Here is a 12,210-nt window from a genome sequence, read left to right on the forward strand (position 1 = left end):
CGCCGGCGCTGCTTGTCGATGTGTTCTGGAAAAGATCTTGATGAATTTTTCGCGCCTGCTCTGCTCGGTTGCGCTGCTACTCAATGCCACACTGACACTCGCCCAAGACTTCAAAATCTCGGATATTCGAATCAACGGCCTGCAACGGGTGTCTGCGGGCAGCGTATTCGGAGCATTGCCGTTGAACGTCGGCGACGAAGCGAATGACCGACGCCTGGTGGACGCCACCCGTGCGCTGTTCAAGACCGGGTTCTTCCAGGACATTCAATTGAGCCACGACGGCGATGTGCTGATCATCAATGTAGTCGAGCGCCCTTCGGTTGCCAGTATCGAGTTCGAGGGCAACAAGGCCATCTCCACGGATGATCTGATGAAGGGCATGAAGCAGTCAGGTCTCGCCGAGGGCGAAATTTTCCAGCGCGCCACCCTCGAAGGTGTGCGCAACGAGTTGCAACGCCAATACGTCGCCCAAGGTCGTTACTCAGCCTCAGTGGACACTGAGGTAGTTGCCCAGCCGCGCAATCGTGTGGGCTTGAAGATCAAGATCGATGAAGGACAAGTCGCGGCGATCCAGCACATCAACGTGGTGGGCAACACGGTGTTCCCCGACGACGCGCTGATCGACCAATTCACCCTCAAGACCAGCAACTGGCTGTCGTTTTTCAAGAACGATGACAAATATGCACGCGAGAAACTGACCGGCGATCTTGAGCGGTTGCGCTCGTACTACCTGGATCGCGGCTATATCAATATGGATATCACCTCGACCCAGGTGTCCATGACCCCGGACAAAAAGCACGTCTACATCACCGTGAACATTCAAGAAGGCCAGAAATACACGGTGCGCGAGGTGAAACTCAGTGGCGCGCTGAAAGTGCCCGAGGAGCAGGTCAACGCCCTGCTACTGGTGCAGAAGGGCCAGGTGTTCTCGCGCAAATTGATGACCACTACCTCAGAGCTGATCACCCGTCGCCTGGGCAACGAAGGCTATACGTTCGCCAACGTTACCGGCGTGCCGCAGACTCATGAGGAGGATCACACGGTGGACGTCACCTTCACCGTCGACCCTGGCAAGCGGGCTTACGTCAATCGCATCAATTTCCGCGGAAATACCAAGACTGACGACCAGGTACTGCGCCGCGAGATGCGTCAGATGGAAGGTGGCTGGGCGTCGACCTACCTGATTGACCAGTCCAAGGTTCGTCTCGATCGCTTGGGGTTCTTCAAGGAGGTTAACGTTGAGACACCGGCAGTGGCGGGAGTCGATGACCAACTGGATGTGAACTACGCCGTGGAAGAACAAGCCTCCGGCTCGATCACCGCCAGTGTCGGTTTCGCCCAGAGCGCGGGCCTGATCCTGGGTGGTTCGATTACCCAGAACAACTTCCTCGGCACCGGCAATTACGCCAGCCTGGGGTTGACCCGCTCGTCCTACCAAAGCAAGTACAACATCGGCTTTACCGACCCCTACTTCACCACGGACGGGGTGAGCCTGGGTTACAACGCCTTCTACAGCAAGACCGATTACAACAAGTACTACGATGACGGCGTTTCGTACTACTCCATCAATAGTTTTGGCCTTGGCACCACGCTCGGCTACCCGATCAACGAAACCTCAAGATTGAGTTTTGGCCTGACGGCGCAACACGACAGCATCGAACCGGGCACCTACAGCGCCGACGAGATCTACGACTTTATCGAACGCGAAGGCAAGGAATTCACCAACTACAAGGCCAACGTAGGCTGGTCGGAATCAACACTGAACAAAGGCGTATTGGCCTCCCGGGGACACTCGCAGAACCTCAACCTGATGGTGACGGTGCCGGGCAGCTCTCTGAGCTTCTACAAACTCGATTATTCCGGGCAGACCTACATGCCCGTCAGCAACAACACGACCCTGCGTTTCCATACCAAGCTCGGCTACGGCAACGGCTATGGTTCGACGGACGGCCTACCGTTCTACGAAACCTATACCGCGGGCGGCGAAGGCTCGGTGCGCGGCTTTGAAAGCGGCACCCTCGGCCCACGCAACACCCCGGCTACCGGGGCTTATGCGAGCGCCGGGCAAGCGTATTACTCGGACCGGACCACTGAGGCGTTGGGCGGCAACATCCTGATCACCGGTGGCGCGGAATACCTGTTCCCGGTGCCGTTCATCAAGGACAACAAATCCGTGCGCACCTCAGTGTTCTGGGATGTGGGTACGGTTTATTCGGACAAGTGCTATCTCAGCACGACACAGGGCTGTGGCGGCGTGGATTTGAGCCAGATGGCCAGTTCAGTGGGGGTCGGCGTGACGTGGTACAGCCCGTTGGGGCCGCTGAGTGTGAACTTGGCGTATCCGATTCGAACGCCTGAGAATGCGGATAAACAGATATTTCAGTTTTCCATGGGACAGACGTTTTGATTGTGTGCGAGCCGGCTGCAGAGTTGGCACCGACCAGGCCCCTGCAAGAGATTCCGAGCTGATCGCTAGAAGCTGTATCTGACACATCGCGGCAGACAGTCCAGTTTTTCGTGAAGATAGATATGCAGTTTTTTCAGACATGAAAAAGCCCAACCGTTTCAGGTTGGGCTAAGTCATTCAAAAATATGGTCGGGACGGAGTGATTCGAACACTCGACCCCTAGCACCCCATGCTAGTGCGCTACCGGACTGCGCTACGCCCCGACTAGGCGTGTTACTGGGTTCGCTTCTTAACGAAGCGATCCGGAATATACCGCAAGCTTTTGAAATGTGGAAGTATTTTAAAAGCCGGGATTATTTCTTCAGAACCACCAGCACATCTTCGAGTTCCGAGATCATCTGGCGGATCAGTTGCTTGTATTGGGTGGTGTCGTCTTTGGCTTCGTCACCGGACATACGCTGGCGCGCGCCACTGATGGTGAACCCCTGATCGTACAGCAACGCGCGGATCTGTCGGATCATCAGCACATCCTGGCGCTGATAATACCGACGGTTCCCGGTGCGTTTGACGGGGTTGAGTTGAGGAAACTCCTGCTCCCAATAGCGCAGCACGTGCGGTTTGACCGCACAGAGCTCGCTGACTTCACCAATGGTGAAGTAGCGTTTGCCTGGGATGACGGGTAGCTCGTCGTTATGACTTGGTTCCAGCATAAGCCTCAACTCGGGCCTTCAACTTCTGCCCTGGACGAAAGGTGACCACACGGCGAGCCGTGATCGGGATTTCTTCTCCCGTTTTTGGATTGCGGCCAGGCCGCTGGCGTTTGTCCCGCAGGTCAAAATTGCCGAAACCGGACAATTTGACCTGCTCGTTGTCTTCCAGAGCGTGCCTGATTTCTTCAAAAAACAACTCGACCAATTCCTTGGCCTCGCGCTTGTTCAGACCCAACTCTTCGTACAGACGTTCCGCCATCTCAGCTTTCGTCAAAGCCCCCATACGTCACTTCCTTAACGTGGCGTTCAACCTTTGTTCGAGCGAGGTGAGGATATTTTGTGTCGTGGTATTCACCTCATCGTCATTAAGAGTGCGCGATGGATGCTGCCAGGTCAAGCCAACTGCAAGGCTTTTTCTATGCGGATCAATACCTTTACCTTGATAAACGTCAAATAGCCTGAGGTCTGTCAGCCATTCCCCTGCATTTTCACGGATTACATCCAGAACAGCAGTGGCGGCGACTTCACGGTCGGCGATCAGGGCCAGGTCACGACGCACTTCAGGGAAGCGCGACAACTCGCTGAATTTAGGCATTTTGCCCGATGCAACTTCAGCCAAGACTAGCTCAAAAACGAAGACTGGGCGGTCGAGACCAAGGGTTTTCGACAGCTCTGGGTGGATAGCACCGACGAAGCCCACCAGGCGACCTTCACGCTCAATACGTGCAGTCTGGCCTGGGTGCAACGCCGGATGGCTGCCTGGTACAAACGCGAAGTCGTCCAGTGCACCGGCAAAGCCCAACACCGCTTCCACGTCAGCTTTAACGTCGAAGAAGTCCACCACATCGCGACCCTGCGCCCAACCTTCCGGCAGACGGCTACCGCACACTACGCCCGCCAGCATCGGCTCTTGCTTCAGGCCGTCGAGTTGGCCGACAAAACGCAGGCCGCTTTCGAACATACGTACGCGATCTTGCTGACGGTTCAGGTTGTGAGACAGCGCTTTCACCAGACCCGGCCACAGCGACGAACGCATGGCAGCCATGTCGTTGGAGATTGGGTTGGCCAACAGCAACGGCTCAACGCCCGGATTGAACAGTTCGAATTGCTTAGGATCGATGAAGCTATAGGTCACTGCTTCTTGATAACCACGGGCAACCAGCAGACGGCGCAGTTCAGGCAGGTGCGCACGCGCCTCGGCCTTGGGTTGCGGCGCCAGGCGCGCTTGCGGGTAACGAACCGGCAGGCGGTTGTAGCCGTACAAACGGGCCAGTTCTTCGATCAGGTCAACTTCCAGGCTGATATCGAAACGGTGGCTTGGCACCTCAACGTGCCACTGCCCTGCCCCACCTGCGGTAATACCCAGGCCGAGAGCTGACAACAGTTGCTCGATTTCAGCAGGATCGATCACTAGACCGAGCATTTGCTCAACGCTTTTGGCGCGCAGGGTGATCGGTGCAACGGATGGCAGGTACTGCTCACTGACGGTTTCGGTGATCGGGCCGGCTTCGCCACCGGTGATTTCCAGCAGCAGGCCAGTAGCGCGCTCCATGGCTTCACGGGCCAGCTTCCAGTCAACGCCACGCTCGTAGCGGTGCGAAGCATCCGTGTGCAGGCCATAAGAGCGGGCCTTGCCAGCGATTGCGATCTGGTCGAAGAACGCGCTCTCAAGGAAAATGTCACGCGTGGTTGCAGATACGCCGCTATGCTCGCCCCCCATCACGCCGGCAATCGCCAGGGCGCGGGAATGGTCAGCGATCACCAAGGTATCGGCGCGCAGGGTAACTTCCTGGCCGTCGAGCAGCACCAGCTTCTCGCCTTCTTCAGCCATACGAACACGAATGCCGCCGTTGATCTCGGCAAGATCGAAAGCATGCAGAGGCTGGCCCAGCTCAAGCATCACGTAGTTGGTGATGTCGACAGCAGCATCGATGCTGCGCACGTCGGCGCGACGCAGGCGTTCAACCATCCACAGTGGTGTTGGTTTGGACAGGTCGACGTTACGGATCACCCGACCCAGGTAACGTGGGCAAGCATTGGGGGCCAACACGTCAATAGGACGTACTTCGTCGTGCACCGCCGCCACGGAGATAACCACTGGACGGGTGACGGGAGCGTTGTACAGCGCGCCCACTTCACGGGCCAGGCCAGCCAGGGACAGGCAGTCGCCGCGGTTCGGGGTCAGGTCGACCTCGATGCTGGCGTCTTCCAGTTCCAGGTAGACACGGATGTCCTGACCTACCGGTGCATCGACCGGCAGTTCCATCAGGCCATCGTTGCCCTCACCTACCTGCAGTTCAGCCTGGGAGCACAACATACCGTTGGACTCGACGCCGCGCAGCTTGGCCTTCTTGATCTTGAAGTCGCCTGGCAGTTCGGCGCCGATCATGGCGAACGGAATCTTCAGGCCCGGGCGCACGTTAGGCGCTCCGCACACGACCTGGAAGGTTTCTGAGCCATTGCTGACCTGACACACACGCAATTTATCGGCATCCGGGTGCTGTTCGGTGCTCAGCACCTCGCCCACGACCACGCCACTGAAAACACCGGCGGCCGGCGTAACGCTATCGACCTCAAGACCGGCCATCGACAGACGAGCAACCAGCTCGTCGCGATCTACCTGCGGGCTTACCCAGCCGCGCAGCCATTGTTCACTGAATTTCATCCTGCTCTCCTAAAGATTCGTTACGACTAGCGAAATTGCGCGAGGAACCGCAAGTCGTTGTCGAAGAACAGACGCAAGTCGTTCACGCCGTAACGCAGCATGGCCAGACGCTCAACGCCCATGCCGAAGGCAAAGCCCGAAAACTCTTCCGGATCGATCCCGGACATGCGCAGCACGTTGGGGTGAACCATCCCGCAACCCATCACTTCCAGCCACCCGGTCTGTTTGCAGACGCGGCAGCCTTTGCCGCTGCACATCACGCATTCCATGTCGACTTCAGCGGATGGCTCAGTGAACGGGAAGAACGATGGACGGAAACGTACCGCCAGCTCTTTCTCGAAGAACACGCGAAGGAACTCTTCGATGGTGCCTTTGAGGTCGGCGAAGTTGATATCGCGATCGACCAGCAGGCCTTCGACCTGGTGGAACATCGGCGAATGGGTGATATCCGAGTCGCTACGGTACACACGGCCAGGGCAGACGATGCGGATCGGCGGCTTGTTCGCTTCCATGGTGCGGACCTGTACCGGCGAGGTATGGGTGCGCAACAGCATGTTCGCGTTGAAATAGAAGGTGTCGTGCATCGACCGGGCCGGGTGATGGCCTGGGATGTTGAGCGCCTCGAAGTTGTGATAATCGTCTTCGACCTCAGGGCCTTCGGCAATGCCATAGCCAATGTGGGTGAAGAACTGCTCGATACGTTCCAGAGTCCGAGTAATCGGATGCAGGCCGCCCGAGGTCTGGCCACGGCCAGGCAGGGTCACGTCAATGGACTCGGCGGCGAGCTTGGCCGCAAGATCGGCCTCCTCGAGCGACGCCTTGCGCGCATTGAGAACCTCTGTGACACGTTCCTTGGCGACGTTGATCAGCGCACCGACTTGCGGTCGCTCTTCGGCCGGCAAATTCCCCAGGGTCTTCATCACCTGAGTCAATTCACCCTTTTTGCCAAGGTAGTGAACCCGGATTTGCTCCAGGGCATTGATATCTTCAGCGCTTTGCACAGCCTCAAGAGCTTGAGCGACGAGCGCGTCCAGGTTTTCCATGTACAGACTCCAGATACAAAATAGGGGAAGAGCTTGAAGGCTCTTCCCCTATTTAAGACGTTTACCACCTTGGGCTACAGGAGCAGCCCAGGGTGACTGTCGGGGGTACTTAAGCCAAGGTGGCTTTAGCTTTCTCGACAATCGCAGCAAACACCGCTTTTTCGTTCACGGCCAGTTCAGCCAGAACCTTACGGTCGATTTCGATGGACGCTTTTTTCAGGCCAGCGATGAAACGGCTGTAGGACAGACCGTTAACACGTGCACCAGCGTTGATACGAGCGATCCACAGAGCGCGGAACTGACGTTTTTTCTGACGACGGTCGCGGTAGGCGTATTGGCCAGCCTTGATTACCGCTTGCTTGGCAACACGGAATACGCGTGAACGCGCGCCGTAGTAGCCTTTAGCAAGTTTCAGAATTTTTTTGTGACGTTTACGGGCAATGACGCCACGCTTTACACGAGCCATGAGTTACTTCCTCTATTCTTGACTAAAATTAACGAAGGCGCAGCATGCGCTCGACTTTTGCCACGTCAGACGGATGCAGCAAGCTGCTACCGCGCAGTTGACGCTTACGCTTGGTCGACATTTTGGTCAGGATGTGGCTCTTGAAAGCGTGCTTGTGCTTGATACCGTTAGCAGTTTTCAGAAACCGCTTAGCAGCACCACTTTTAGTTTTCATCTTTGGCATGTTCGGTACTCCGCATTCAGTTGATAAACATAATCAGAAGGCCTGCCGTGCCCTATTGATTACTTCTTCTTTTTCGGGGCGATGACCATAATAAGCTGGCGTCCTTCCATCTTAGGATGCTGTTCGACCGAACCGTACTCGAGCAGGTCAGCTTCAACCCGCTTGAGGAGTTCCATCCCCAGCTCCTGGTGCGCCATCTCACGGCCGCGGAATCGCAAGGATACCTTGGCCCTGTCCCCATCACTCAGGAAACGTACCAGGTTGCGCAGTTTTACCTGGTAATCCCCTTCCTCCGTCCCTGGACGAAACTTGATTTCTTTTACTTGAATCTGCTTCTGGTTCTTCTTCGCTGCGGCAACCTGCTTCTTCTTTTCGAAGATCGACTTGCCGTAGTCCATCACCCGGCAAACGGGTGGGATTGCATCAGCGGAGATTTCCACCAGGTCCAATTTGGACTCTTCAGCAATACGAAGCGCTTCATCAATCGAGACGATGCCAATCTGCTCGCCGTCAGCGCCAATTAACCGAACCTCGCGTGCCGAGATATTCTCGTTGATCGGGGCTTTCGGTGCAGCTCGTTTATCTTGTCTCATTTCACGCTTAATAATAATTACTCCGAATCTGGGCGACCACGCCGGGAAACCGCTTGCGCGAGGAACTCAGCGAACTGGGCGACGGGCATCGAGCCCAGGTCAGCACCTTCACGAGTACGCACAGCGACAGTCTGCATCTCGACTTCCCGATCTCCGATAACCAAAAGATAGGGAACCTTGAGCAAAGTATGCTCGCGGATTTTAAAGCCGATCTTTTCATTTCTCAAGTCGGACTTGGCACGAAATCCGCTTTCGTTGAGAGTTTTTTCAACTTCAGCGGCAAAATCTGCCTGTTTATCAGTGATATTCATGATCACTGCCTGGGTCGGAGCCAGCCACGCAGGGAACGCACCCTCGTAGTGCTCGATCAGGATCCCGACGAACCGTTCGAACGAACCGAGGATCGCCCGGTGCAGCATAACCGGGTGTTTACGGCTGTTATCTTCGGAGACGTATTCGGCTCCCAGACGGATCGGCAGGTTAAAATCGAGCTGCAGGGTACCACACTGCCAGACACGGCCTAGGCAATCTTTCAGTGAGAACTCGATCTTCGGACCGTAGAACGCACCCTCCCCCGGCTGCAGATCGTACGCAAGCCCCGCACTGTCCAGCGCAGCGGCCAGTGCAGCTTCGGCGCGATCCCACAGCTCGTCGGAGCCGACGCGTTTTTCCGGACGAGTGGACAGTTTCATTTCGACTTCGGTAAAGCCGAAATCGCGATAAACGTCCATGGTCAGCTTGATGAACGCAGCGGATTCAGCCTGCATCTGCTCTTCTGTGCAGAAGATGTGGGCGTCATCCTGAGTGAAGCCGCGCACGCGCATGATGCCGTGCAGAGCACCCGATGGCTCGTTACGGTGACAGGCACCAAACTCGGCCAAGCGCATCGGCAACTCGCGGTAGCTCTTCAGGCCTTGGTTGAACACCTGCACGTGACATGGGCAGTTCATTGGCTTGATGGCGTAGTCGCGGTTTTCCGACTGAGTGGTGAACATATTGTCGGCGTAGTTGGCCCAGTGCCCGGATTTCTCCCATAGGCTGCGATCAACAACCTGCGGAGTCTTGATTTCCAGGTAGCCGTTTTCACGCTGTACCTTGCGCATGTACTGCTCGAGCACCTGGTACAGGGTCCAGCCGTTCGGGTGCCAGAACACCATGCCCGGCGCTTCTTCCTGGAGGTGAAACAGGTTCAGGCGCTTGCCGATCTTGCGATGGTCGCGCTTCTCGGCTTCTTCGATGCGCTGGATGTAGGCGGCCAGTTGCTTTTTGTCAGCCCAGGCAGTGCCGTAGATCCGCTGCAGTTGCTCGTTCTTCGCATCGCCGCGCCAGTAGGCACCGGACAGCTTGGTCAGTTTGAACGACTTGAGGAAGCGCGTGTTCGGCACGTGCGGGCCACGGCACATGTCGACATATTCTTCGTGGTAGTACAGGCCCATGGCCTGCTCATCCGGCATGTCTTCCACCAGACGCAGCTTGTAGTCCTCACCACGAGCAGTGAATACGTCGATCACTTCGGCGCGCGGAGTGACCTTCTTGATTACGTCGTAATCTTTTTCGATCAGCGCGTGCATGCGCTGCTCGATAGCCGCCAGGTCGTCCGGAGTGAAAGGACGCTCGTAGGCGATATCGTAATAGAAGCCTTCATCGATGACCGGGCCGATCACCATTTTCGCGGTTGGGTACAGTTGTTTGACCGCGTGGCCAATCAAGTGCGCGCAAGAGTGGCGAATGATCTCCAGCCCCTCTTGATCCTTGGGCGTAATGATTTGCAGGCTGGCATCGGTGGTGATCAGGTCGCTGGCGTCAACCAGCTTGCCGTCGACTTTGCCGGCCACGGTGGCTTTGGCCAGGCCCGCACCAATGGATGCAGCGACCTCGGCTACGGAAACCGAATGATCAAATGAACGTTGACTGCCGTCGGGAAGAGTAATAGTTGGCATGGCGCCTCCTCTCCTAGTGGTGACCCCTACCAAAGGTCACGTGGGTTGGGATGAGCCAGTACAAGATCCAATACCAGGCCGTTCAGTGATGAACGCCTGCCTTACAGCGGCAGGAGCCTTTCGGCCAACCGATAATCGAACCAGAGTGACTGGAGTGAGCTAAACATAACGTGGCAAGGCGGCATATGGCACGCCTGGAAATTGCCAAGCGCAAGATGCTAGCACAGATGAACGGTCATCGTGCTGGCGCCACCTTATGTAAGGACAAATTCCAGGTTTTATAACCCCGAAAGTGAACTTGGGCTGTACGCCGAGCCTCAAACCCGCTGAAAATCGCTGTTCGTCCTCGAATCAAAGGAGCACTTCATGATGCGTTTTACCTCGACCCTCGCTCTCGCCGCTTCCCTGACCCTCCTTTCCCTCGGCGCGCAAGCCGCAGCACCGTCAAACTGGCCAGCCGGTGCACGCGACAGTTTCGTCAAAGATTGCAGTGCAGCCGCCCAACAAAGCGTTGATGCCAAAACTGCCAAAGACCATTGCGAATGCGGCGCCGACAAGATCAACGCCGAATTGAGCACTGCGGAAATCAAGGAACTCATGACCAACCAGAACGCCAGCCCGGAGCTTAAAAACAAAGCAGTTTCGGCTATTTCGTCCTGCAAAGTCGTGAAGAAAAACTAATATCGGCCACTGATCAGACGGCTATTTTGCTGAAAAAACAGCCTCAAACCTGCCATTTCTCACAAATTACGCAGCTTTTACGGCTTTTTTTACTAGCTTAGATTTTGCACCAAAGCCCCGTAAAACGGGGCTTTCAGCCGGTCAGAGCACTAAATGTAGCGCTATTGATTAGCAAACAATGCCTTGGGGGGGCTCCCAAGCCGAACATTTCGACTATGATAGCCCGGTGTGCCCAGTTGGCCTGAGCAGCACAGCACTACTGAAAATATATGTTTCTTGGAGATACACCATGTCTAATCGCCAAACCGGCACCGTTAAATGGTTCAACGATGAAAAAGGCTTCGGCTTCATCACTCCTCAAGGTGGCGGTGACGACCTGTTCGTACACTTCAAAGCTATCGAAAGCGACGGTTTCAAAAGCCTGAAAGAAGGCCAAACCGTTTCCTTCGTGGCTGAGAAAGGCCAAAAGGGTATGCAAGCTGCACAGGTTCGCCCAGAGTAATTTCTGCGCCGATCTAAAAAACCCCGTCCATGTGACGGGGTTTTTTATGGGTGAAGCAAAAGCCGGAAGACTATCAGCCGCAGTTGACTCGCGTGATCACCAGATTGTCATCAGTGTTCAGGTTCAGGCGGTCGGAGCGGTACTCCAGCGTGATCATGTCATTGGGCTTGAGGATCCGCGCATTCTGCGCCCCGGCACGGGTACGCGCCTGGTCCAGCAACTGGGGAGAGGCTTTCTGGCCGATTGCGAACTCGGCAGCCTTCGACTCACAGCGGCTATGAGCAGCGTCAGCAACGGTAGCGTCTTTGCCTGGCTCAGGGGCACCCGGGGTGCTGCAACCCGCCAACGCGAGTGCTGCCAATAAAGTACCGAATGATGCGAGCTTCCAAGGCATGAAGCCTCCTATGATAAAAAATGGAAAGAGATCGTGCGACAGCGGTAAGGCGGATTGGTTTCAAGACGTAAACCGCCAATGGGCAAGTCTGCCTGACTCTCGACCGGCATTTGTTCGGTCAATCGTCACCAGATATGAACGTACTCAGTAGATGTCGATGTAGTCAAACGGTGGCGTTGGCCAGTTCTGCTTCAGGGCATTGAATATCTGCGTCACCCAGACTTCATCGCTTGCCGCCACGTTACCGACATAACCTGACCCTTTGGCCCAGGTTTCCAGGCGAAACAACAGCCCATCGATCTCCACGCCCCCCACGGTCTTCCCGGAGGAGATGTAAGCAATACCGGTCTTGGTCACCCGCAACTGGGTATGTTCGTCATCACTGGCACTGGCGAGCAGTTGGCGCACGGCGGCCAACGTAAGGTTCTCGGGGTTATTCAAATCGATCTGCACGCGGTGTTTCCCGGCAATTAGACAGAACGCCAGTGTCGCACACCCCCCCTTCATTCCTAAGTAGCAGTGCCAAATGCGGCGCAAAATGGTTAACTGAGCCCGCAATAACCGCTTTCCAGCGCACTACCCAGCC

Annotated in this window: 13 protein-coding genes and 1 tRNA gene; 3 read left to right on the forward strand and 11 right to left on the reverse strand. The window is 56.1% G+C overall.

The window, feature by feature from the left end; all coding sequences use genetic code 11:
* Nucleotides 1–40: 40 nt before the first annotated feature.
* Nucleotides 41–2,407 (forward strand): outer membrane protein assembly factor BamA, encoded by a 2,367-nt coding sequence (gene bamA / locus BFL40_RS24050; RefSeq protein WP_071486275.1) that lies wholly within the window; start codon nucleotides 41–43, stop codon nucleotides 2,405–2,407.
* A 186-nt stretch (nucleotides 2,408–2,593) separates the two neighbouring features.
* Here the strand turns inward: bamA and BFL40_RS24055 are convergent.
* The 9 genes from BFL40_RS24055 to thrS all read right to left on the reverse strand — a co-directional run bounded on the left by BFL40_RS24055 (nucleotide 2,594) and on the right by thrS (nucleotide 10,047).
* Nucleotides 2,594–2,670 (reverse strand) — tRNA-Pro (locus tag BFL40_RS24055).
* Nucleotides 2,671–2,760: 90 nt separating this feature from the next.
* Nucleotides 2,761–3,117: a MerR family transcriptional regulator gene (locus BFL40_RS24060; protein ID WP_003174972.1), complete on the reverse strand. Its 357-nt coding sequence runs from the start codon at nucleotides 3,115–3,117 to the stop codon at nucleotides 2,761–2,763.
* Nucleotides 3,098–3,400, reverse strand: coding sequence for an integration host factor subunit alpha (gene ihfA, locus BFL40_RS24065; RefSeq protein ID WP_002553164.1), 303 nt, complete (start codon nucleotides 3,398–3,400; stop codon nucleotides 3,098–3,100). Before ihfA ends, BFL40_RS24060 begins: the two co-directional genes overlap by 20 nt.
* 3 nt (nucleotides 3,401–3,403) lie before the next feature.
* A complete protein-coding gene (pheT, locus tag BFL40_RS24070) occupies nucleotides 3,404–5,782 on the reverse strand; it encodes a phenylalanine--tRNA ligase subunit beta (RefSeq protein ID WP_071486276.1) in 2,379 nt (792 codons plus the stop codon).
* 26 nt (nucleotides 5,783–5,808) lie between these two features.
* A complete protein-coding gene (pheS, locus tag BFL40_RS24075; RefSeq protein ID WP_065874065.1) occupies nucleotides 5,809–6,825 on the reverse strand; it encodes a phenylalanine--tRNA ligase subunit alpha in 1,017 nt (338 codons plus the stop codon).
* 109 nt (nucleotides 6,826–6,934) lie between these two features.
* Nucleotides 6,935–7,291, reverse strand: a complete 357-nt coding sequence (gene rplT, locus BFL40_RS24080; RefSeq protein ID WP_003174975.1) for a 50S ribosomal protein L20 — start codon at nucleotides 7,289–7,291, stop codon at nucleotides 6,935–6,937.
* Between the two features lie 28 nt (nucleotides 7,292–7,319).
* Nucleotides 7,320–7,514, reverse strand: a complete 195-nt coding sequence (gene rpmI / locus BFL40_RS24085; RefSeq protein ID WP_002553160.1) for a 50S ribosomal protein L35 — start codon at nucleotides 7,512–7,514, stop codon at nucleotides 7,320–7,322.
* A gap of 59 nt (nucleotides 7,515–7,573) precedes the next feature.
* Nucleotides 7,574–8,125, reverse strand: coding sequence for a translation initiation factor IF-3 (infC, locus tag BFL40_RS24090; RefSeq protein ID WP_015884933.1), 552 nt, complete (start codon nucleotides 8,123–8,125; stop codon nucleotides 7,574–7,576).
* Nucleotides 8,125–10,047 (reverse strand): threonine--tRNA ligase, encoded by a 1,923-nt coding sequence (gene thrS / locus BFL40_RS24095; RefSeq protein WP_029294245.1) that lies wholly within the window; start codon nucleotides 10,045–10,047, stop codon nucleotides 8,125–8,127. Before thrS ends, infC begins: the two co-directional genes overlap by 1 nt.
* 366 nt (nucleotides 10,048–10,413) lie before the next feature.
* Between thrS and BFL40_RS24100 the strand changes: the two genes are divergently transcribed.
* Both BFL40_RS24100 and BFL40_RS24105 read left to right on the forward strand, forming a co-directional pair.
* Entirely contained in the window at nucleotides 10,414–10,728 is a 315-nt protein-coding gene (locus BFL40_RS24100; RefSeq protein WP_083374555.1) for a hypothetical protein, read from the forward strand.
* Nucleotides 10,729–11,017: 289 nt separating this feature from the next.
* The gene (locus BFL40_RS24105) at nucleotides 11,018–11,230 is read left to right on the forward strand and encodes a cold-shock protein (protein WP_003179963.1); all 213 of its coding nucleotides are present in this window, start codon (nucleotides 11,018–11,020) and stop codon (nucleotides 11,228–11,230) included.
* Nucleotides 11,231–11,303: 73 nt separating this feature from the next.
* Here the strand turns inward: BFL40_RS24105 and BFL40_RS24110 are convergent, their stop codons facing one another.
* Both BFL40_RS24110 and BFL40_RS24115 read right to left on the reverse strand, forming a co-directional pair.
* Nucleotides 11,304–11,624 (reverse strand): I78 family peptidase inhibitor, encoded by a 321-nt coding sequence (locus BFL40_RS24110; protein ID WP_071486277.1) that lies wholly within the window; start codon nucleotides 11,622–11,624, stop codon nucleotides 11,304–11,306.
* 144 nt (nucleotides 11,625–11,768) lie between these two features.
* Nucleotides 11,769–12,077, reverse strand: a complete 309-nt coding sequence (locus BFL40_RS24115; RefSeq protein ID WP_071486278.1) for a hypothetical protein — start codon at nucleotides 12,075–12,077, stop codon at nucleotides 11,769–11,771.
* Nucleotides 12,078–12,210: the final 133 nt, after the last annotated feature.

The organism is Pseudomonas costantinii (assembly GCF_001870435.1).
GTDB classification, from domain to species: Bacteria; Pseudomonadota; Gammaproteobacteria; order Pseudomonadales; family Pseudomonadaceae; genus Aquipseudomonas; species Aquipseudomonas costantinii.